This window comes from Nitrospirota bacterium, from assembly GCA_026387665.1.
In the GTDB taxonomy this organism is placed as follows: domain Bacteria; phylum Nitrospirota; class Nitrospiria; order Nitrospirales; family Nitrospiraceae; genus Palsa-1315.
In genome coordinates, this window is sequence record JAPLLG010000006.1 from 1 (window position 1) to 21,993 (window position 21,993).

General features: G+C 57.4%; 18 protein-coding genes. 14 read left to right on the forward strand and 4 right to left on the reverse strand.

Translation table 11 applies throughout. The annotated features are described in order from the left end of the window. The 13 genes from NT179_03900 to NT179_03960 form a co-directional block, all read left to right on the forward strand. Positions 1–241, forward strand: a 241-nt coding sequence (locus tag NT179_03900) for a carboxypeptidase regulatory-like domain-containing protein (protein ID MCX5721160.1), incomplete at its 5' end; no start/stop codon positions are given. Between the two features lie 280 nt (positions 242–521). Beyond that, positions 522–1,157, forward strand: a complete 636-nt coding sequence (locus NT179_03905; protein MCX5721161.1) for an acetate uptake transporter — start codon at positions 522–524, stop codon at positions 1,155–1,157. 106 nt (positions 1,158–1,263) lie between these two features. Then, a complete protein-coding gene (gene hyfB / locus NT179_03910; GenBank protein MCX5721162.1) occupies positions 1,264–3,291 on the forward strand; it encodes a hydrogenase 4 subunit B in 2,028 nt (675 codons plus the stop codon). A 14-nt stretch (positions 3,292–3,305) separates the two neighbouring features. Beyond that, positions 3,306–4,265: an NADH-quinone oxidoreductase subunit H gene (locus tag NT179_03915; GenBank protein ID MCX5721163.1), complete on the forward strand. Its 960-nt coding sequence runs from the start codon at positions 3,306–3,308 to the stop codon at positions 4,263–4,265. A gap of 4 nt (positions 4,266–4,269) precedes the next feature. After that, positions 4,270–4,935, forward strand: coding sequence for a hydrogenase (locus NT179_03920; protein MCX5721164.1), 666 nt, complete (start codon positions 4,270–4,272; stop codon positions 4,933–4,935). Positions 4,936–4,950: 15 nt separating this feature from the next. Beyond that, a complete protein-coding gene (locus NT179_03925; protein MCX5721165.1) occupies positions 4,951–6,486 on the forward strand; it encodes a hydrogenase 4 subunit F in 1,536 nt (511 codons plus the stop codon). 12 nt (positions 6,487–6,498) lie between these two features. Next, a complete protein-coding gene (locus NT179_03930) occupies positions 6,499–8,091 on the forward strand; it encodes an NADH-quinone oxidoreductase subunit C (GenBank protein MCX5721166.1) in 1,593 nt (530 codons plus the stop codon). Positions 8,092–8,162: 71 nt separating this feature from the next. After that, entirely contained in the window at positions 8,163–8,684 is a 522-nt protein-coding gene (locus NT179_03935) for an NADH-quinone oxidoreductase subunit B family protein (GenBank protein ID MCX5721167.1), read from the forward strand. 323 nt (positions 8,685–9,007) lie between these two features. Continuing rightward, positions 9,008–9,175, forward strand: coding sequence for a hypothetical protein (locus NT179_03940; protein ID MCX5721168.1), 168 nt, complete (start codon positions 9,008–9,010; stop codon positions 9,173–9,175). A gap of 25 nt (positions 9,176–9,200) precedes the next feature. After that, positions 9,201–10,982, forward strand: a complete 1,782-nt coding sequence (locus tag NT179_03945) for a SulP family inorganic anion transporter (protein ID MCX5721169.1) — start codon at positions 9,201–9,203, stop codon at positions 10,980–10,982. A 176-nt stretch (positions 10,983–11,158) separates the two neighbouring features. Further along, the gene (locus NT179_03950; GenBank protein ID MCX5721170.1) at positions 11,159–12,358 is read left to right on the forward strand and encodes a sigma-54 dependent transcriptional regulator; all 1,200 of its coding nucleotides are present in this window, start codon (positions 11,159–11,161) and stop codon (positions 12,356–12,358) included. 91 nt (positions 12,359–12,449) lie between these two features. Then, positions 12,450–14,381, forward strand: a complete 1,932-nt coding sequence (locus NT179_03955; protein ID MCX5721171.1) for an ATP-binding protein — start codon at positions 12,450–12,452, stop codon at positions 14,379–14,381. 3 nt (positions 14,382–14,384) lie between these two features. Beyond that, on the forward strand, positions 14,385–15,773 hold the full coding sequence (locus NT179_03960) for a sigma-54 dependent transcriptional regulator (GenBank protein ID MCX5721172.1): 1,389 nt from the start codon (positions 14,385–14,387) through the stop codon (positions 15,771–15,773). 7 nt (positions 15,774–15,780) lie between these two features. On the opposite strand, the gene NT179_03965 is transcribed toward NT179_03960, so the two are convergent. From NT179_03965 to NT179_03975, 3 genes are read right to left on the reverse strand one after another with little or no spacing between them, the layout of a single operon-like run. Then, positions 15,781–16,101, reverse strand: a complete 321-nt coding sequence (locus NT179_03965) for a cupin domain-containing protein (GenBank protein MCX5721173.1) — start codon at positions 16,099–16,101, stop codon at positions 15,781–15,783. A gap of 21 nt (positions 16,102–16,122) precedes the next feature. Continuing rightward, complete coding sequence (locus NT179_03970; protein MCX5721174.1) at positions 16,123–17,013, reverse strand: CoB--CoM heterodisulfide reductase iron-sulfur subunit B family protein; 891 nt, start codon at positions 17,011–17,013, stop codon at positions 16,123–16,125. A 4-nt stretch (positions 17,014–17,017) separates the two neighbouring features. Then, positions 17,018–17,467, reverse strand: coding sequence for a hypothetical protein (locus tag NT179_03975; GenBank protein MCX5721175.1), 450 nt, complete (start codon positions 17,465–17,467; stop codon positions 17,018–17,020). Positions 17,468–17,591: 124 nt separating this feature from the next. Between NT179_03975 and NT179_03980 the strand changes: the two genes are divergently transcribed. Beyond that, complete coding sequence (locus NT179_03980; GenBank protein MCX5721176.1) at positions 17,592–19,289, forward strand: tetratricopeptide repeat protein; 1,698 nt, start codon at positions 17,592–17,594, stop codon at positions 19,287–19,289. Positions 19,290–19,325: 36 nt separating this feature from the next. On the opposite strand, the gene NT179_03985 is transcribed toward NT179_03980, so the two are convergent. Then, positions 19,326–21,461, reverse strand: a complete 2,136-nt coding sequence (locus NT179_03985; protein ID MCX5721177.1) for an EAL domain-containing protein — start codon at positions 21,459–21,461, stop codon at positions 19,326–19,328. Positions 21,462–21,993 lie beyond the last annotated feature (532 nt).

Here is a 21,993-nt window from a genome sequence, read left to right on the forward strand (position 1 = left end):
CATGACCGATGTGCCGCCAGGCACCTATAAACTCGTCATCTGGCATCCCTATATCCGTACCACGACCGAGCAAATCGTCACCATCGGCCCGAAGGGGGCCGTGCAGGCCAATATCGCAGTCCCGGCCCCAACCGGACGGCTTTACGCCAACGAGGTGATGGATCATGCGTATACCCGCTATAACGTGACCGAGGAAACGAAAAAAGAAATCGATCCGCTGGTCCACAAGCAGGACCACTGAACAGGGAATGACAAAGGTGCGACGCACCCATCACCATCTGGCTGAGACTGAGATACACAAGTATGGCGACGCTGAAACGAGATGGTGGACAGCCCTATAGCCGGTATGCCATTAACAATGATGTGCAGAACCACATCGTGCTCACCTTGATCCACCGGACGCCCTCATGCACTGTTATTATTGTTGGCGCACCTTCCTGTTCGGCTTGAACGGTGGTAAAACAGGACTCCTGAGCGGCACTGAATATGTGGTGCTGGGCGAGGATCTTTAGGGAGAGAACATGACAAAGTCAGAAACGGTCAGTCGCCGGATCGATGTGCTAGCTATCGGTTTATTTGGTCTCGCCGTTGGAGCCTTAACCGTTGGCATGGCACAAATCGGACAAATTCCAGCGGTGGATAAAGTGGGGGTGCTGGTCATTGCGCTGATATTTGGCGGTCTAGTGCAGGTGCTCGCCGGGGTTGCCGACATTCGATACAACGAACAGCTTGGAGGGACAGCCCTCACCATGTACGGTTTCTTCTGGTTCACCGTGTCGTTAGCCCAGTTGGTCAGTATGAGCACGACCTTCCATTTTGATAGCGCCCTATTTGTCCCGATCAACCTTGTGTACGTTTTCTTCTCCGCAGTCATGGTTTATTTAACCGCATACCGGTCTGTTGCCTTAAGCCTCCTCCATGCCATCATCACCCTGACATTTGTCTCCACCGTCTGCATGAGGCTGAATCTGATATCGGAGACGCTTCCGGGGTTGGCTCATCTAGCAGTCGGAATCCTCGCCTTTTATCACGCAATTGGCAGTCTCTCGCAGGCCTATACCGGCAAAGCGATTGTGCCACTTGGCCCCCCGATGCTCCACCATCGGACACTAAGAAATGCGCAGGTGGAGTTGACAGGGTCGCTAGAAGTCAATTGAACAGGGACGTGACACGTGTCCCAACAACAATTTAGTTACTTGAACTGTAACGCAAAGCAATCGCTGCTGGGCACAGATTTATGGGAATAGGATACATGTCAACCTTATGCTTGTTCTGCTAATTGGTCTGATTTTTTGCTATGGGTCCGGCATCCTGCTTCCGTTCTGTGTCCCCCGAAAGCCACAGATCCAAGGAATGCTGGGCAGTGCCTGCTCCTCTGTGGCCAGCCTCATCGGTATCGCATTGGGGCTCGGCGGGCTGGTCGCGGCTGAACCGCTGACGGCCTCCGTTGCATCGCTCATTCCCCTTCTCTCTTTTGCGGTCCGGCTCGATCCACTCTCCTCCTTCTTCGTCCTGACCATCTCCCTCGCGGGCCTCGCCACCTCCATCTATGCCATGAGTTATCTCAAAGAGTTCCACGGCCGGGTCTCCGTGGCCATGCTGGCAGCCTTGACGAACGGGTTCCTCCTCTCGATGATACTCGTCGTCATCGCCGACAACGGATTCTTCTTCCTCATGGCCTGGGAGCTGATGTCGCTCGTCTCCTACTTCCTCGTCGTCACAGAACATGAGAAAGCGGAGGTCCGCGACGCCGGCTTCTTCTACCTGGTCATGACCCACGTCGGCACCGCCTTTGTGGTCCTGACCTATTTGGTCCTCTTTCAATCGGCCGGATCCTTCTCCTTTGAATCCTTTCGTCATCCGGAGCAGGCCTTGCCAGACGGCATGAAGACCCTGGTTTTTCTCGCGGCCTTGATCGGCTTCGGAACCAAAGCCGGGATTGTGCCCTTGCATGGCTGGTTACCCCTTGCCCATCCGGCCGCACCCTCGCATATCTCCGCCCTCATGTCCGGCGTCATGATCAAGACCGCGATCTATGCCCTCATCCGGGTCTATTTCGATTTTCTCGGCGGACAGTTCCCCTGGTGGTGGGGCTTCACAGTCCTGCTCGTCGGAACCCTCTCCGCCCTGCTCGGTGTGATGTATGCGCTCATGGAGCACGACCTCAAGCGGCTCCTGGCATTTCACAGCGTGGAAAACATCGGCATCATTTTGATGGGGATCGGCGCAGGGATGATCTTTCAAACCTACGGACTCACAGAGTTCGCGGCGTTGGGATTACTGGCCGCGCTCTACCACACCATCAACCATGCCCTGTTCAAAACATTACTCTTTATGGGAGCGGGGTCACTGCTCTACGCCACCCATACGCGCAACATGGAAGAATATGGCGGACTGCTGCGGCGTATGCCCTGGACCGGTCTCTTTTTCCTCATCGGCGCCCTGTCGATCTCAGCCCTCCCTCCGACCAATGGATTCATCAGCGAATGGCTGCTGTTCCAAACGCTCTTTCTCAGCTTTCAGCTTCCGGCTCTCTTCCTCAAGCTGATGCTGCCGATTGCCGCGGCCATCTTGGCTTTGACCGGCGTCTTGGCCCTGGCCTGCTTTGCGAAAGCTTTCGGGATTTCATTTCTCGCCCTCGCAAGAAGTACCCATGCGCGCCAGGCCGAAGAAGTCCCGATCGCCATGCGGATCGCGATGGGCAGCCTCGCTCTGCTATGCGTCGGGCTAGGCTTGGCTCCCATGATTGTGGTGCCGCTCCTCGACCGGATTACCGGTCCTCTGACCGGTCTGTCAATCAGCGACAAGGTGCTGGCGCTCGATGGCTGGGCCCTGGCGCCGGTCAACATGGAATTTTCCAGTGTCTCGACGCCTATGCTGGCAGTCATGCTGCTCCTGTGCGGGCTCCTCGGCCTGGTCCTGGCCTTCCTCTTCGGTGGACAATTGGTGACTCGCTCCTACAAAACCTGGGGCTGCGGAATCACCCTCTCCCCGCGGATGGCCTACACCGCTACGGGATTTACCCAACCGATCAAGCGAGTCTTCAGCACCATCTATCAACCGACGATCAAACTTGAAACTGAATTCCTGGAAGAATCCCGCTACTTCGCCAAGCAACGAAAGTTTGAGTTTCATATCGAGCCGATTTTTGAACAGTATCTCTACGGTCCGGTGGTCCGTGTCTTTCTGGGAATCGCCGACCGGCTGCGCATTCTTCAGGGAGGCAGTCTGCACCTCTACCTGGCCTATATTTTCGTGACGCTCGTCGTTTTGTTATTGTTCGCGGTCTAGGAGAAGCGAGAAGGATGCCGTCTCTTATTCAGTCCCTGCTGCTCGTGATCGCACAGGCCATCGTCCTGCTCTCGGTCTCGCCTTTCCTCGTGGGACTCATCCGCAAGGTGAAGGCGCGGTTCCAATGCCGACAGGGCGCCAGCGTCTTTCAACCCTATGCTGATCTGGCCAAACTCTTCAGAAAGCAGCCGGTAATCTCGTCCACCGCCTCCTGGATCTTCCCTGCCACACCCTATATTCTGTTTGCCTCCACACTTTCCGCTGGCCTGCTGGTCCCCACGTTCCTCTCACAGACCCCCCTGAACTTTGCGGGGAACATCATCGCGCTCGTCTACCTTCTGGCGCTGGGAACGTTTTTCCTAATTCTCGCAGGGCTCGATACCGGATCGGCCTTCGGCGGGATGGGCAGCAGCCGGGAAGCGCTCGTCGCATCGCTGACAGAGCCGGCCATGATCCTCTCCATCTTTGCCATTGCTTTGACCGCCGGCTCCACCAATCTCAGCACCATCGTTCATAAAACGGCGCTGCTGGAAGGAATCGTGACGGACCCCTCGCCGCATCTGATGGCGCTGGCCGCGCTCTTCATTGTAGCGCTCGCGGAAACCGGACGGGTACCGGTCGACAATCCCGCGACCCATCTCGAACTCACCATGATCCATGAAGCGATGGTCCTGGAATATTCCGGCCGCTATCTGGCCCTCATCGAATGGGCGGCCGGCCTGAAATTAGCCGTGTTTCTCTCTCTGGTCGCCAACGTCTTTGCGCCCTGGGGCATTGCGACGACGCTCACGCCAAGCGCCATGGGAATCGGACTCGTGGTCTACCTCGTGAAGATCGCAGGGCTGGCGGTGCTGATCGGAACCATCGAGTGCATGTTTGCAAAACTACGGTTATTCCGTGTGACAGACCTCCTGGGCGTCGCCTTTATCCTGGCGCTGCTCGGACTGCTGTTCTTTTACATTCTTCGGAGCTGAGCCCATGCAGATCTCTCCTCACATCGGATCGCAGCTCGTGGACTTGTGTTCGGCCTTACTCCTGCTCACCTGTTTCGCCATCGTGGCGCAACGGCGGCTCTCCGCCTGCGTCGACTTGTTCGCCCTGCAGTCGGCCTTTCTCGTCCTGACGGCAGCGCTGGTGGCTTTTCTGACCGGGAACCACCATATCTACATCGCGGCAGCGCTGACCGGCGTGATCAAAGTGGTCATCATCCCGCGGGTACTCAAAAAAGTCATCGAACGGCTCAATGTCAAACGGGAACTGGTGATGAACGTCAACGTGCCGGCGGGCCTGCTGATCTGCGGCGCCCTGGTCATGCTGGCCTTCTTCATCACGCAGCCCATCATTCCGCTGGGCTTCCTGCTCACCCGCGATTCCCTGGCCATCGCCCTTGCGATCGTACTCATCGGTTTTTTCACGATGATTGCGAGGCAGAAGGCCGTGTCGCAGCTGATCGGCTTTCTCGTCATGGAAAACGGCTTGTTTCTGGGGGCGACGGCCGCTACCTACGGGATGCCCTTGATCGTCGAACTGGGAGTCTTCTTCGACGTACTCATCGCGGCCTTGATCGCGGGGATCTATACGAATCGTTTGCAAGATGCCTTCGACAGCGTGGATACCAGCCACCTCACAGTCCTGAAAGAGTAGTGAAGGGTTCCTGCCATGATTGAAGTGCTTGTCCTCTTAATCGCCCCGCTCCTCGCGGGAGGGCTGAGCTTGATCGTGCACCGGTCCGCGCTGCTCCACGCGATCAACCTCACGAGTATGAGTCTGCTCGTGGCGGCGGAAATCCTGATCACCAGGACCGTGTTGCGAGATGGCCCCTACACAGAACTGGGACAGTTGGTCTATCTCGACGCCCTGTCGGCCTTCATTCTCTTTATCATCGGGGCAGTCGGGCTGGCCTGCTCGCTCTACATGCGCTCCTACATGGACGATCAAGTGTCGCGAGGCGTAATTGCGCCCAAACGGCTCAACCTCTTCTTTTTCCTCTTTCACATGTTCTTGCTGGCGATGGTGATTGCGACAATCGCCAACAGCGTCGGGGTCCAATGGGTGGCCATCGAGGCGACGACACTGGCCACGACCTTTCTGATCGCCTTCTGGCGGAGGCGTGAATCCTTGGAAGCCGGATGGAAATACCTCATCCTTTGTTCGGTCGGCATCTCCCTCGCGCTCTTCGGCGTGGTACTCACCTATTATTCATCCTTACAAGTGCTGGGCGATGTCAGCGAAGCCTTGAACGTGACCCAGTTGCTGCCCGTGGCCGACCGGCTAAATCCGCATGTCCTGAAGTTGGCCTTCATCTTCATCCTGGTCGGCTATGGCACCAAGGTGGGTCTCGTGCCCATGCATAGCTGGCTACCGGACGCCTATACCGAAGCGCCGGCTCCGGTCGTGGCGATGCTGGCGGGTGTCCTTGAAATTGTGGCGGTCTACGCGATCCTTCGTATGAGGATGATTGTCGACCACGCGGTCTCCCCGACCTTTACCGGCGGACTACTGGCCCTGCTCGGGTTTGCCTCATTTGTGACGGCCGCGTTTTTCATCCTCATCCAACACAACTACAAACGGCTATTCGCCTACTCCAGCATCGAACATATGGGGATCGCCATGATCGGATTCGGTGTCGGGGGACCGATCGGCACATTCGGCGGACTATTTCATCTGCTGAACCATGCCTTCGCCAAGTCGATGGCATTTTTTGCCGCAGGCAACATTCATCGCCGCTTTCACACGGTGGAAATCGCGCAGGTGCAGGGATTGGCCATCGCGCAGCCCTGGACGGCCATGGCCCTGATCGTCGCAGGCCTGGCCTTGTCGGCGCTGCCTCCCTTTGCCTCATTTGTCAGTGAAGTCCAAATCGTGACGGCCCTGGCCGCGCAAGGAATTCCTGGTCAGTGGCTGACCAATAGCACCGGCATGGTGACGGTGGCCTTCTCGAATCAATTCAGCAGCCTGAGCCTCACGGGACTCTTTCTGCTCTGCTCGGTCCTTGCGTTCAGCGGCCTGCTCTACCGCATCACTGGAATGGTCTGGGGCGCCCCGCCTGAGGAAATCGTCAAGGGAGAAACCTGGACGCTCGGCCATCTGCCGATCATTGTGCTCGCTGCCGCGTTAGTGGGATTTGGGTTTTTTCTCCCTCAGCCGCTACGACAGCTCTTAGAACAGGCGACGCAGATTCTCTTGCTTCACTAGGGAACGACAGCCATGGCAGACACGCAGTCCTATGAAAACGAACTGAAAGCGGCGTTCCCCGCCATCGTGCACACTGACACGTCGCAGGAAAACTGCTCTCAGTTTCTCGTCCCCAAGGCTCTCCTCCCTGCCATCACCCATTATCTCCATACTCAACCGGGCCTGCGCGGCAGGCTGACCGCCCTATGGGCGGTCGATCATCGCCCCCTTCGCGACTGCTATAGCTTGCACTACCTCTTCACGCTGGAGCCGTCCCATCGCTGGGCGCTGCTGTCCACAGAACTCGCAGGGGCTGATCGATCATTCCCCTCCATCACGCCGCACATCCATGCAGCCAAATGGTACGAGCGAGAAATTCGCGACCTGTTCGGACTGATTCCGCTGGGGCATCCGGACTTGCGACGCCTGGTCCGCCATGAGCACTGGCCTAAAGGGACACACCCGCTGAACAAAGACTTTGCCTGGGACCAGGTGATGGGACGGCAGCAAGGAGAACATCACTTCCGCCGCATTGAAGGGGAAGGGGTCTTTGAAGTGCCGGTAGGGCCGATCCATGCCGGGATTATCGAGTCAGGCCATTTTCGATTTTCCGTGGCCGGCGAGCCCATCATGCAACTCGAACTGCATCATTTCTGGAAACATCGCGGAATCGAGAAACTGTTCGAACAGCAGGCCTTGACTGCCGCAGTTCCGTTAGCCGAACGGGTATCCGGCGATACGACAGTCGGCCATAGCCTCGCCTACTGCCAGGCGGTCGAATCCCTGCTGCAGCTGGAAGTGCCGCGCCGCGGACGCTATCTCCGGAGCCTGTTTCTTGAACTGGAACGGCTCCACAACCATCTCGGCGACATCGGCGCGATCTGCAACGATACGGCCTACGCCCTACCCCATGCCCATTGCAGCCGTATGAAAGAACAGATCATGCAGCTCAACGACCGCTTGACCGGCTCGCGATTTCTCCGCGGCGTGAACCGGGTGGGTGGAGTTGCCATCGATCTCACGGCGGTGCAACTGACCGAGATTGTCGCCAAACTGGACCGGGTTGAACAGGACTTTTCGGAGCTGGAATCGATCATTGCTCACAACGCCTCCCTGATCGACCGACTGGAGACCACCGGAATCCTAACCGAGCGCACGGCGCGTGATCATGGGGTGGTGGGAGTCGTCGGGCGAGCCTCTGGTCTCGCTCAAGACCTCCGGCGCGATCGACCCTTTGCCGCCTACGACGAACTTCCCGTTAACGTCGTGACCTACCGCTACGGCGATGTCCGAGCGCGAATGCGGGTCCGGATGGATGAGATTCATGAGTCGATACGATTAGTCAGAGAGATTCGCCTGAAGATACCGCAGGGGCCAATCTCGAAAGAAGCCAGCCGCAGCCCCCAAACAGGTGACTGGGCCCTGTCGGCCGTCGAAGGCTGGCGTGGTGAAATTCTTTACATGGTGATGGCGGGAGCAAACGGGACCATTCATCGCTGTAAGGTCCGGGACCCCTCATTCGCAAACTGGCCTGCAATCCAATGGACCGTGCTGGGAAATATCATTCCGGACTTCCCGCTCATCAATAAGAGCTTTAGCCTGTCATATGCGGGAAATGATCTGTAAATACAGGACGCCATCAGCGGTCAACTTTCAGCTGAAGGCAACGGCTGAAGACTGAAGGCCGAGGAGGAACCATGTTTCGCATTTTAAAGAAAAGCCTGAAAACGGGAGTGGTAACAGGTCAGCATCCCGCAGCCGCGCCGTTGGCGGAAACTCCGACATCGGAGGCAAAAGACAAAGCCACACCGTTCCGATCCTCTCTGGCCTTTCGCGCGGTGGATACCGGCTCATGCAATGCCTGCGAAATGGAAATGAATGCGCTCGCGAACCCGGTCTACGACATCGAACGGTTCGGCGTTCACATCGCCGCATCGCCGCGCCATGCAGATGCCTTGGTCGTGACGGGGCCCGTCACCATCAACATGGAACAGGCATTGAAAGACGTCTACCAACAAACACCTGACCCGAAAATTGTCATTGCGCTCGGCGACTGCGCCATCAACTGTGGGGTCTTCAAGGGGAGCTATGCCATCACTGGTCCCGTGGACCGCCACATTCCGGTTGATGTTCGTATTCCAGGCTGCCCGCCACGACCGGCTGAAATTCTCAATGCGCTCCAAGAATTGCGGGGAGGCACAGTCTCAAACAAGAATTGATCCGCCCAAACCTCATTTCCTTCCTCACGACTCACTCCACACCTGACTGCGCCCCTTCACCTCCGTCAGTAGAGCGACTTCGCACCCTGCCCCCTGTGCGGTATCGCTCATCCCATGCTTACTCCTTTCTTCTCATCTCCCTGGCAATCCGTCAGCCTCAAAAACCGCACGGATTATCGAGGGATTTTCGCAATTCCCACTCTGAAGGACTCGCGACAACGAGATGCTCCAGGGGGCATCAGTTGTGCACAGAACTATCAGTACCGTGGCGAAGCCACACAAAATGAGCGGACAATCCTGAACGACAGAATACGGAGATGACCATGCCGCCGTTACTGCGGACAGTCCTGGCAGAGACGACCGATTTGCTAGGCAGGACAATCAAGATGGCGATCATCGTGTCCCTCCTTACGTTCGCGCTGATACTCATCGGCTGGTTCTTCTCATCCAGCCTGCCCTACCAAGCATTATTCATACTCAATGGCCGATAGAAACCGGCCGCCTTGGAGAAACCGCATGCCGCCACAGCCCCCCCTGCCCCTCGCAATAGATAAACCCCAGAACGGAATACGAGGCCTGAAACATTGGCGCTACGACCTACTGGCCGGGCTGCAGGTAGCACTCATTGGGCTTCCCCTCTCGCTGGGTATCGCCGTGGCCTCCGGCGCACCTCCCATCACCGGTGTAATCTCGGCGATCATCGCCGGGTTGATCTTCCCCTTCCTCGGTGGCGCCTATGTGACGATCAGCGGGCCGGCCGCCGGCCTGGCTCCTGCGCTGCTGGCCGGCATGATTGCGCTCGGCCATGGAGACTTAGCTGTAGGGTATCCTCTCTTGCTGGTGGCGATTTGTCTGACCGGCGTCATCCAGGTACTGTTGAGTCTCTTTCGCGCCGGGAGATTCGCCCTCTATTTCCCCATCTCGGTGGTTGAAGGAATGTTGAGCGCCATCGGCATGCTCATCATCATCAAGCAAATTCCCCAACTTCTGGGTGACCAACTTCCACCCATTAAATCTATTCCGGCAGCCCTCATGGCGATCCCCCACGATATCGCCGAGATGAATCCGGAGATTTTTCTCGTCGGAAGTCTTTCGCTGGCCCTCCTCTTTTTTCTCTCCAGCAGAACCGAACGATGGGCCACGCTCATCCCTGCCCCCCTCCTGGTCGTCAGCCTGGGCGGCCTAGCCAGCTGGCTCCTGCAACTCCCGCAAGAATACCTGGTCCATGTGCCCCTCGATATTTTTCAACATGGCATTCACTTCCCTCACTTTGCTGAAGCCTGGCAGAGTCACGACTTGTGGATGGCGTTCCTCGTTACGATCGTCACCCTCACCCTCATCGATGGCACCGAGTCGTTGGCCACGATCGCCGCGGTCGATAAGATCGATCCCTTCCATCGAAAATCTGACCCCAACGTGACCTTGCGGGCCATGGGCATCTCCAACATCCTCTCCAGTCTGGCCGGCGGCTTGACGATTATCCCAGGCGGCGTGAAAAGCACGACCAATATCATGGCCGGGGGACGAACCCTCTGGGCCAACTTTTACTATGCCTGCTGCCTCGCACTCATCTTGTGGTTCGGCACAAAGCTCATCAATCTGATTCCCCTCACAGTCCTGGCGGCGTTGCTCATCTGGGTCGGATGGCAACTCTGCGCGCCCAGGATCTTCTGGAAGATCCTCGAAATCGGCAAGGAACAGCTGTTGATCGCGGTGGTCACCGTCGTGGTCACCTTGTACACCTCGGACCTGCTGGAAGGCATGGCGCTTGGCACGCTCACAAAGATCATTGTGCTCTGCGTTGACCTGATCCAGGCTTCAGCCCAGGAAGCCCCAACCGAAACGTCGTTCTTCACACGATTCACCAGGCGACTGTCGGCTGCGCTCGTCGAGTTATTCAGCAATCCCGTCATCCGAATCGGAGACGGCCGCGGCTCTCGCGTGCGGTACAGTGTGATGACCGTGCCGACCAGCGCGATACGGGGTACGGTCGGAGAGATGAAGAACCCCTATAAAATCTACCTCTCATCGGTCACCTGCATGAATCTGATGAAACTCGATAAGGCCCTCAACGAAACGCTCGTCGTTCCTGCACACTCCAAAGCCAACTTCTTGATCATCTTGGCGGGACAGGTGATCGACCACACGTCGATGGAGTATTTGCACCATTTCCAGGATCAATGCATCGCGGCCGGCCATACCTGCGCCATCGTGGGCATGGATCATTTTCGCTCGTTCTCTGACCATGTGTTGGCCTACCGCGTGAATCCTCCACACAGCCTTATGGCCTTTACCTAACGGCGCACAGCGTTTACGCCAGGGACAAGTAAACATACCTGGCACAGACGCTCACAAAATCTTCGATGCGGTTGCGGCTGATTCACGGAGACCCACGGGCGAAAAATAAAACGAGGTAACTGTATCCAGATGGACCGCAATTCAATAGATCCAGGTCATTAACAGGAGAACTCTCTATGCAAGCCAGTATCTTTGTCACAGATGATGAGCCCTCACTGCGCAACGCGCTGGTAAAGCGACTGTCCAAGCGCCAGCATCGAGTCAGATCCTTCCAATCCGGAGATGAATTATTGGCTGCCGTCGAGCAGGACATTCCCGACCTCATCCTCCTCGACCTCAAGATGCCGGGCATGACAGGAATCGAAACTCTGGAAGCGCTTCGCACGAAAGCGCGGGATGCGGTGGTGATCATCCTGACCGCCTATGGAACCGTCGAAGAAGCGGTCGAGTCCATGAAGCTGGGGGCCTATGATTTCCTCATCAAGACCGTGGACCTCGAAGGAGTGGAGCCAGTCGTGAACCGGGCATTAGAGGGCTTGATGCTGCGCCGCCGCGTGGCCTATGCCGTCGAGCATGAGGCGGATCAATACAAGTTAGACGGGCTCGTCGCGAACAGCGTGTCGAGGAAACAGCTCCTCACGCAGATACGAGAAGCGGCGCAAAACCCCAAGGCGACCGTCTTCCTCATGGGGGAAATTGGGGCAGGCAAAGAATTTCTGGCTCACGTCATTCACCATAATAGTGCGCGGGCAACTGGCCCATTCGTGAAGATTAATTGCACGGCCCTTGCGCCAGACCTGTTTGAGCGCGAGCTGTTCGGATATGAACGTGGGGCCTTCGAGGGAGCAGAACAACGGAAACTCGGCTTGCTCGAACAGGCAGAAACCGGCACGTTATTTATCGACGAGGTTGGCGATCTCGATATGGCCATGCAGGCGAAGCTCCTGCGGGTGCTGCAGGATCGATTCTTCCGTCGTGTCGGAGGCGCTGAAGACCTAAGCGGGGATTTCCGTATCCTTGTCGCGTCACACCGGGACCTCAAGCAGGAGGTGACGGCAGGACGCTTTCGGGATGATCTCTACTTCCGTCTCAATACCATGGCCTGTCTCGTCCCCTCGCTCCGGAACGGCGTTGAAGACATCGTGCCTCTCAGTAAACGGTTCATGGCAAAGTCCGGCCTTGAGCTCGACAAGGAACTAATTGAGATCGATCAAGCCGCCATCGCCATTCTGGAGCGCTACACCTTTCCTGGCAATGTACGAGAACTGCAGAACGTCATTGAACGGGCGATGATGTTGTGCAAAGGCAAAATTCTGACGGCTGGGGACCTACCATGGGAATTACGGGACACAACGGCCCCGGCGCCGGTCGCATAGGACCGCAATCCTCATGACGGTTTGCCCTGAGTTCCTCTTTTGACAATCCCACGTCTCGATCTTAGGATACGCTGACCACCCTGGAGCGATTATGCGGGAGTACCTGATCCGCCTCTTCAACAATCTCCCGATCGAGCGAAAACTGCTGCTGGTCTCCGTCATCCCACTAGCTGCCCTCATTCTGCTCAGCGCCGTCACATACAAGAGCGTCCAAACGGTCGAGCAAGATGAGGAGCAACTCAGCCGTTTATACCTGACGCAGAAGTCAGCCGCCCAGTACATGCGGCTGATCGTCGACCTTGAAACGAGTTTTCGCGGCTATGTCCTAACGCTTCAGAGCCCCTACCTGCGCCCATTCCGCACGGCACAAGAAGGCATTTTCTCTGTGGGAGAGGAACTCACTAGGCTCGTCTCCGATGACGCCCCCCACCGGCCCATTCTCATGGAAGTCCAGTCGCTGGTGAAACAGCTCATCATTGAGAAAGTCGATCTCATCGAAGCGGCAAAGACAGGGCACCGTGAAAAAGCGCTCCACTATATCGAAGATGGCCGCGGTCGGACGATCATGGTCCGAATTCGCACATTAATGGTGACGTTCGACCAGTCCGAACAGCAACGGGTGGTGACGAGGCTGGGGCAACTGAGTCAAGACCGAACCACCACACTCATGGTGATATTAGTCGGGGGGATTCTCACCCTGGGGCTCGTGGCCTCCATGCTCTACCTCATTGCCCGCTCGATCGCCGACCCGTTAGTCAGTTTGGCCAAAGCAGTCGGATCCTCGCCGACATGGGCTCTCTCCAGCATCCCCGCCCTTGAGCGAAAAGACGAGATCGGCTACCTAACGAGGGTGATGCACCAGATGGGGGTGCAAATTCAGAGTCATCTCGAACAGGTCGAGCGTTCGGAAGCGGCGCTCCGCGTACTCAATGATAATCTCTCCGCATCGGAATCGAAGTACCGTGGACTGGTGGACAACGCCCCCTTCGGCATTTTCACGACCAGCGGCACAAAAATCACCTTCAGCAACCGCTATAACCAAACCCTCGCGGGACTTGACCCGGATCACGTCACCGACCCGGATACGTTTCGCCAATGGATTCATCCGGAAGATCGCGAACGGGTCCTGTCCGAGTTTGCTCAAGCGGTGGAGACCGTCCTCCCCTACGAGACGGTCTTTCGCTTTCTTCATGAGAACGGCTCGGTGCGGAAGGTATTGAGTCGCCGGATTCCCATCGAGCGAGGGACGACCCACACGCCCGTTTATATCGGATTCAATATCGACATCACGGCGCTGGATCAGATGCAGACCCGCCTCAGTCGCGCCGAGCGACTAGCCACACTGGGCCAGGTGGCGGCCGGCATTGCCCATGAAATCAGGAACCCGCTGGTGGGGATCGGGGCCAACGCGTTTCTCCTCCTGGATGAATTTGACGTATCGGACCCGCGGCATGCCGATCTGGAAATGATTTTAAAAGAAACCAAACGGCTGGATCGCATCGTCAATCAAATCGTCGATTATGCCCGTCCGCGGGAACTCGCGCCGGAGCTCTGCCCGTTGAGTGATCTGCTCGACGAAGTCATCAAGTTACTCGATTCGACCCTCATCGCCAAACACCTGACAGTCGCGCGCGTGCTCCCGCCCACCCTGGCCAGGCTCCAGGCCGATCGCGACCAAATCAAACAAGTGCTCTTGAACGTCTTTCAGAATGCGATTGACGCCTCCCAGGATGGAACCGCCATTGACGTGACCGCCTTCGACCTCCCACGCGACCAGCAAGCAGGCATCGTGGTTCGGATAACGGATCATGGGGTTGGGATTCCCGGTGAAGCGCTCACGCACGTGTTTGAGCCATTTTTCACCAGAGGGAAGAGGCACGGCACGGGATTGGGACTCGCGATCTGCCGGAACATCATCGAGAGCCATGGGGGAGACATCCAGATCACCAGCGAAGTCGGGAAAGGGACGAGCGTCAGCATCTGGCTCCCGCTCCGCCAAGAATTTCAATTCGTCGAGGGATAACGTATGCAACTGACCATCTTTGTGACCGATGATGAACCAGCTATTCGCAATGCCATCATCAAACGACTGACGAGAAAGCAGCATCGGGTTGTCGGATTCGAGTCGGGCGACGCGCTGCTGGCCGCGCTGCCCCAAGAGATTCCCGATCTGATCCTTCTCGACCTCAAGATGCCGGGGCTCAGTGGCCTGGATACCCTCAGAAAGCTGCGTCCGCTGGCCCCCCACACTCTGGTCATCCTGCTCACGGCCTATGGCACGGTGCAAGACGCGGTCGATACCATGAAACTCGGCGCCTATGATTTCCTCATCAAAACCGTCGATCTGGGCGCTATCGAACCAGTACTCGATCGGGCGATCGATCTCTTAAGCCTCCGCCGCCGTCTTGCCGTAGAGACGGAACACCATGGCAGTCAATATGCGCTATCCAGCCTGGAAGCCCATAGTCCAGCCATGCAACAGATTCTGTCCCAAGTCCGAGATGTCGCCGCGAATCCGAAGTCCTCGGTGCTACTCCTGGGCGAGACAGGCACGGGAAAAGAATATCTTGCTCGTGTCCTGCATCACAATGGGGCGAGGGCGGCAGGCCCCTTTATCGGCGTGAACTGCACCGCCCTCCCGCGAGAGCTGTTCGAAAGCGAACTATTCGGCTTTGAACGAGGGGCGTTCACCGGGGCCGTCCAGCGAAAGATCGGGCTGCTCGAAAAGGCGGAAAGCGGGACTTTATTCCTCGACGAAATCGGCGACTTAGATCTGACCCTGCAAGCCAAGCTACTGCGGGTGATTCAGGAACGCACCATTCGACGGCTAGGGGGAACGAATGATATCGGCGTCGATTTTCGCCTTATCGCCGCCACCAACCGTGATCTCAAAAAATCGGTGGCTAACGGACACTTTCGGGAAGATCTCTATTTCCGTTTAAATGTCGTCTCCTTCGAACTGCCTCCGTTGCGGAAGCGCGTCGAGGATATTGCCCCCTTATGCCGAAGGGCGGTCATCCGATATGGCAGGGAGTTTGGAAAAGATGTCATCGATATCGAACCGGAGGCCATGGCGCTGTTGCGGACGTATGTCTATCCAGGAAACATTCGTGAGCTGCACAATATCATCGAACGGGCCATGATCTTCTGCCATGGCACAATGCTGACCGTAGATAACCTGCCGGCCGAACTGAGGCAGAGACAGCAGCCAGTGGTCGTGAGCGTCGTGGAAGGCGAAGAACGCTTGCTCCGGCTCGAATCGAAATTAGGGAAACAATCCCTGGCCGATATCGAGCAGGCGATCATTCAGGAGGTCCTTCGACTGTCGGACTACAACAAAACGACTGCCGCCAGGTATCTCGGCCTCACGAGATTCGCCCTGGATCGGCGCCTCAAAAAGATCATAGAAGACTAACCGTCGCTCACGAAGGATTCGGTGACACGAACACTAAGACTTTCAGCCGTTGGTCCGTATGGTTCTTCACTCCATGTTCCTCCCCGGCCAGCGCCATCGTCCCCTGCCCTGCACCCAGCACCCGCTTCTCTGCCCCGACCTGAAATGTCCCCTGCCCCTCAAGCACGAGATAGACTTTATCCTGCTCTCCGTGGATATGCCCCTTCTGCTCCTGCCCCGGCTCAAAACAATAGATGTCGCAGAAGAAGCGCGGCGTCTCAAACATATTGTTCTTCTTCATCTTCTCACTACTAAACTGCTGATAGTCCGACAGATTTACGACGTTCATGCGCCAACTCCTTCAGGCAGGTTACGGATGTGTATGGCGACGCTCCAGCGTCGCGACAATGGAATCGACCGAGATCAGATGATGCGCCAGCCCCAAGTCCTTGGCTGAAATCCCCATTGCCAAACCGAGCAACTGCGGCAGATGCAGGATCGGCAAATGAAGCTCCCGGCCAACCGCACGGCCAGCCCGCTCCTGATAAATATCCAGGCTCATGTGACAGAGAGGACAGGGCGTCACCATAAAGTCGGCCCCCTGATCCTTTGCCTCGCTCATGTGCGCCCCCGCCATCGCCACGGCAATGGCCTCCTTTTCAAGGATGATGGGAAAGCCACAGCATTTGGTTCTCCCCTCATAAGGCACCGGCTCGCCACCGACCGCCGCAATGACGCGTTCAAGGGATTGCGGATTCTCCGGATCGTCGAACCCCAGATCCCACGAAGGGCGCAGGATATAGCAGCCGTAAAATGGAGCGATGCGGAAGTCCCGCATCGGCTGGGAGACGAGGGTTCCCAGACGAGCCATCCCGATGTCCCGCACCACAATCCACAAGAGATGTTTGACCTGGATGCGCCCCTGATAGGCCAAGCCTTCCGGAGCCAGCAGCGCGTTGATACGGTCCAACGTCCCTGGCTCGGTCTTCAATCGTCGATTGGCCGAACTCATCACCCCCTGGCAGGTGCCGCAGATCGTCATGACATCCAGCCCCAGCTGTTCGGCTTGCGCAAAGGTCCTGGCGTTGATCGCCAACGCCATATCGGGATGCGCCTCCGTCACGACTCCGGCGCCACAACAGGCAGCAGCCGAAAGTTCGACCACCTCAATCCCTAATCGTCCGATGATCGCCCTGGTCGATTGATAGAGCTCAGGCGTCGCCCCTTGTGCCGCGCAACCAGGATAGAGGGCATATTTCATGGGTCTACCGTGACGGGAAATGAGAGAGGGCCCGATTGAGAGACCCTCGAAGATCGTCCATCGCCGCCGCCGCTCTAGACTTCACCTGCTCCAAAGAAGAAGCCGTGGCAGACTGAAGGGCTTCGAGTTTCTTACTCGCCAGATCTTTCTTCTTCTCTAACTCCCAGATCGACTTCTGGAGATCCACCCTGGCCTCCGCCGAAGCCAGCTCGACCTGTCCTCGCAGCCGCGTGATGTGCTGCTGCACATCATCCAGTTCCGCTTGCGCCTTTCGCTGAAACGCATCCTTGTGCTGAATCGTATAGTCCTGAGTCGCCGTCACTGCCTCCTGCGCTTCCCGCATCACACTGTCACCAGTTACCGGCCCGTTTGAGGCGCCAACCGCAACGGCAGCGGGCATAATGAGCAATCCTAGCCCCAGTATCCCCCACAACGCGCCCATATCATTCTTCATGAAAACCGCCTCCGTCCCACCGATACGCAGGTCCTTTCGAAGTATAACTTCCACCTTGCGGAAAGTCACCGTACCGGACCGCCCTTTGACCATCGCTCCAATTATCGTATACCCTCATCGCATCATGAAACCGATCAAAGGTCGTCCTCCCAGTACCCCTCAAGCCCCTATCAGCCGAACGCCGGATACAGCAGCCGTCCGCGCCTTGCTGAGCGAAGGCACCGCCCTTTTGCAAGGAGGACGACTTCAGGAAGCAGAAGGGGCCTATCGGAAGGCCCTCGACTTGGCCCCGAACCATCCGGACGCGTTGCACCATCTCGGCCTCCTACTCTATCGGTTCAACCGATTCGACGAGGCCATCGCCACGATCTCCCGCGCCATCGAACAGGCCCCTGCGTCACCGCTCTATTGGTTCAACCTCGGCGTCGTGAGCCAGAAGGCCACTCGACCAGAGGAAGCGATCCGCGCCTATCGCCAGGCCGTGGCCTTGAATCCACGGCATCTGGAAGCCTGGATCAACCTGGGCAATGGGCTCAAAGACCGCGGCGCAATCCCCGAATCCATTGAGGCCTACCAGAAAGCCCTGGCACTCAATCCATCGCATGCCGACACCCACAACAACCTGGGCGTCGCCTTGAAGGAACAGGGACAGATGGAGAGAGCCATCGCCTCCTATCGCCAAGCCCTTCAACTCAAACCAACGCATGTCGAAGCCCTCAACAACCTGGGCCTGGCCTTGATGGAAATGGAATCGCTGGATGAGGCCATTGCGTTATTCACACAGGCCCTCACGATCATGCCTGGCTATCTGAAGGCTCTCTACAATCTCGGCATTGCCTGGTCCTGGGCCGGGGAAGACGAGAAATCCGTCGACTGCCTCCAGCGCGCCGCCACAGCCAAACATGACCATGGCAAGCCAGTCACCGATGCCTTCGTCTATCGCTCGCGCATCAAACATGATCTCGAACAAATCCAATATCTCTTCGACCGGCAACTCCTGAACGAGGACCAGCGCTCCTATCTCCACTCGCTCCAACGGCTCCGCGACGAATTGGATCGCCGCCCCGATCCTGGCAATCGAATTTCCATTGCCCCCCAGGAACTCGCGCCGGTCGCTGCCTCGTTCAATCGGCTCCTCTATCGCGCCCAGGCCCCGCACCTTCCGGATGGCGCACTCCATCCTGCCTTGAATGTCGAGGCGGTGGAATCCCGCTATCTGGCCAAGCAGCCGGAAGCCACCTTTATCGACGGGCTCCTGAAAGACGAAGCGCTGGAGGGGTTGCGACGATTCTGCTGGGAATCCACGATCTGGAAGAAGGACTACGAAAATGGCTATAGCGGGGCCTTTCTCGGAGACGGATTCGCCTCGCCCCTGCTCCTCCAGATTGCCGAGGAGTTGCGACTCAAATTCCCCCGCATCTTCAAACAACACCGGCTTACCCAAGCCTGGGCCTTCAAACACGACAGTGCGCGTCGCGGCCTCAACATCCATGCCGACGCCGCGGCGGTCAATGTGAATTTCTGGATTACGCCTGACGAGGCCAACCTGAACCGGGAAACGGGCGGGCTGGTCGTCTACGACAAGGAAGCGCCACGAGCATGGAACTTTCAGGACTATAACAGCGACCAGAACAAACCGAAGATTCTGGCCTGGCTCAAGGAGGTGGGCGCGCAGACGATGAAGATCCCCTATCGAACCAATCGCGCCATCGTCTTCAACTCCGATCTCTTCCACGAAACCGACGAGATCACCTTCAAAGACGACTACCTCAGCCGCCGCATCAATATCACCCTGCTCTATGGCCACCGCCTCCGGCCATAGATCCTGCTACTTCTCTCAGCCCTGAATAGATGCGAATTAACCGGTCTTGCGCAGACGGACTGGCGGGAGTAACGAGGCGAAGGCCTCAGCCTGCATCGGCGATCCAAATAGATAGCCTTGCGCTTGATCGCAACCATGGGTAAGCAATAGCTTTCGCTGGGTCTCCTGCTCAACCCCTTCGGCCAGCACGTAGAGATTGAGGCTGTGCGCCATGGCGATGATCCCCCGCACAATAGGAGCGGGACTCGGCAGCGTGAGAATCTCCTGAATAAAGGACTGATCGATCTTCACCAGATTGATCGGGAGACGCTGCAGATAGCTAAGCGACGAATACCCGGTGCCAAAGTCGTCAATGGACAATTGCACCCCCATCGCCTTCAAGCCGGATAATATCGCAATCGACGCCTCTATGTTGCGCATCGCGACCGATTCCGTCAATTCCAAATCCAGGCAGGCCGGCGTCAATCCCGTCTGGCGAAGCGCCTCTTCCACCACGGACAACAAGGAACTGCCATGGAACAGTGAGTGGGAGACATTGACGGCCATCCGCACCGGCATCAAGCCACGCTCCTGCCAGGCCTGATTTTGACGGCAGGCGGTCCGCAGGACCCACTCATCGATCATCCTCATCAGCCCCGCGTCCATCGCAGCCGGCAGAAATTCAGCGGGAAGCAAGAGCCCTCGCTGGGGGTGCTGCCACCGCACCAACGCCTCCGCCCCGATGATCGCGCCCGTCCGCAGATCGATCTGCGGCTGGTAATGCACCACGAACTCTTCCTGCTCAATGGCATGGCGGAGCGCGCCCTCCAAGATCACCCGTTCATTGGCGGCGACATTCAGGCTGTTGGAATAGAACTGAAAATTATTCCGGCCTTTTCCCTTGGCGTGATACATCGCGCTGTCCGCACTCTTCAGCAAGGCATCGACCGTATCTCCATCGACCGGAAAGATCGCGATCCCCACACTGGCGGTGACGAAGATTTCATGCTCTTCGATCACAAACGGTTGCTCCAGCCCTGCCATTATACGGTGGGCGACTTTCTCGGCATCGTGCACATTGCACAGATTCGTGAGGAGCACGGTAAATTCATCGCCGCCCAATCGCGCAAGCGAATGGCCCTCTTCCCTGTCCACCACCCGGCTGACGGAGTCGCTGTGCCGTACACATTCAGCCAGACGGTCGGCCGCGCTTTTCAAGAGCAAGTCGCCGACATTGTGACCCAACGTATCGTTAATCGCCTTAAAGCGATCCAAGTCCAAGAAAAACAACGCCATCGTGGTGTGATACCGGCGGGCATGCGAAAGAGCCTGCGCAATGCGATCTTTGAACAAGACACGATTCGGCAGTCCCGTCAAACTGTCAAAGTAGGCCAATCGATGGATCTCCTCCTCGGACTGTTTCCGATCGGTGATGTCTTGCGCCGTCCCGACGATCGAGAAGGTCTTCTTCTGGTCATCGAACACCGCCTCGGCCTGGAGGTTCACCGTCAGATCCATGCCACTCGGCAAGACCAGACGATGGTCGATCTTGCACGGGGCTCGCCTGGTTACAATACCCTTCAGTGCCTCCTCGACACGCTCTCGGTCTTCCTCATGGACGAGATGGAGAAACGCGTCGAACGTGCCGGCAAAATCCTGAAGCCGAATGCCCATCAAGCGGCAAAGCTCAGCGGACGCCGTAAACTGATTCGTGTCCGGACGCCATTCCCAGTTGCCGATCTTGGCAATCCGCTGCGCGAGCCCCAGCCTCGCGTCGCTTCTGAGCAGCGCATCCACGGTCTGGCTCCCCCGCAACATATACCGCACACGGTGACTCAGGACCATCGGATTGAGCGGTTTGGCGATGAAATCCGTCGCGCCCTGTTCATAGGCACGGGAGATCGACTCCACATCGTCGAGCCCCGTCATGATCAAAATGGGCACGCGGCTGCCCCCCGCAGATCCGCGCAACTTCGCACAGGTGGCAAACCCGTCAAGACCAGGCATCATGACGTCTAACACCACAATATCCGGACTGGAGGCGGCAAACAGCTCCAGCGCCTGCTCCCCGCTTACCGCCTCGCAGACCTCAAGCCCGGTCAGTTCGAGCGCCTCGCGCACAACCATCCGGACGAAGCCGTCGTCATCGACAACGAGGGCCAACGGTATTGTCCGTTCTCCTTGCGGCTCCATTCAGTATCCTGTACCCATTTCTACTTCAAGGGCTCTACGGGCGATCGGCAGACAGGAACGCGCATGTGCCAGGCGACGACACCTGAAATGATTGCCGTCCAGGCGCCATACTGCACCAGCTGAAACAGGAGCAACGCTTGCAATGGGGGCTACAATCAGTCGGCGACGTTCTTCTTCGCGGCATCGAGCGGGTGCATAGCGCGTACGCCCCCTTGACAAAGAAGCAAGCCCCGCCTGCCGGATCAGGACCGCTCCGGCACAAAGCAGGACCAAGAAACAGTTCACAAGATTCTGCTGATCACTTACCGCCATGCAGACTTCGTCCAGATGTAATGCATGGACTGCTCCTCTCCGGCCACGAGGAACCGTCCTCTCCTTGCCTTACACAGCTGCCCCTCGCACCGCATCCAGCCACAGATTCGATCGTTTATTCGGCATTCCGCCCTATTTCTCTATACTCAAGGGTCAGCATACCTTGTACCAGGCCTGCCGCGATGGCAAGTAATAGTACATATGCTGCAGGGCCGGGGAC

Coding starts and splice junctions, on each gene's coding strand:
- NT179_03925 (MCX5721165.1), top strand. CDS start 4,951: ATGATTGAAGTGCTTGTCCTCTTAATCGCCCCGCTCCTCGCGGGAGGG.
- NT179_03950 (MCX5721170.1), top strand. CDS start 11,159: ATGCAAGCCAGTATCTTTGTCACAGATGATGAGCCCTCACTGCGCAAC.
- NT179_03905 (MCX5721161.1), top strand. CDS start 522: ATGACAAAGTCAGAAACGGTCAGTCGCCGGATCGATGTGCTAGCTATC.
- NT179_03915 (MCX5721163.1), top strand. CDS start 3,306: ATGCCGTCTCTTATTCAGTCCCTGCTGCTCGTGATCGCACAGGCCATC.
- NT179_03930 (MCX5721166.1), top strand. CDS start 6,499: ATGGCAGACACGCAGTCCTATGAAAACGAACTGAAAGCGGCGTTCCCC.
- NT179_03955 (MCX5721171.1), top strand. CDS start 12,450: ATGCGGGAGTACCTGATCCGCCTCTTCAACAATCTCCCGATCGAGCGA.
- NT179_03985 (MCX5721177.1), bottom strand. CDS start 21,461: ATGGAGCCGCAAGGAGAACGGACAATACCGTTGGCCCTCGTTGTCGAT.
- NT179_03945 (MCX5721169.1), top strand. CDS start 9,201: ATGCCGCCACAGCCCCCCCTGCCCCTCGCAATAGATAAACCCCAGAAC.
- NT179_03935 (MCX5721167.1), top strand. CDS start 8,163: ATGTTTCGCATTTTAAAGAAAAGCCTGAAAACGGGAGTGGTAACAGGT.
- NT179_03960 (MCX5721172.1), top strand. CDS start 14,385: ATGCAACTGACCATCTTTGTGACCGATGATGAACCAGCTATTCGCAAT.
- NT179_03975 (MCX5721175.1), bottom strand. CDS start 17,467: ATGAAGAATGATATGGGCGCGTTGTGGGGGATACTGGGGCTAGGATTG.
- NT179_03940 (MCX5721168.1), top strand. CDS start 9,008: ATGCCGCCGTTACTGCGGACAGTCCTGGCAGAGACGACCGATTTGCTA.
- hyfB (MCX5721162.1), top strand. CDS start 1,264: ATGCTTGTTCTGCTAATTGGTCTGATTTTTTGCTATGGGTCCGGCATC.
- NT179_03965 (MCX5721173.1), bottom strand. CDS start 16,101: ATGAACGTCGTAAATCTGTCGGACTATCAGCAGTTTAGTAGTGAGAAG.
- NT179_03970 (MCX5721174.1), bottom strand. CDS start 17,013: ATGAAATATGCCCTCTATCCTGGTTGCGCGGCACAAGGGGCGACGCCT.
- NT179_03920 (MCX5721164.1), top strand. CDS start 4,270: ATGCAGATCTCTCCTCACATCGGATCGCAGCTCGTGGACTTGTGTTCG.
- NT179_03980 (MCX5721176.1), top strand. CDS start 17,592: ATGAAACCGATCAAAGGTCGTCCTCCCAGTACCCCTCAAGCCCCTATC.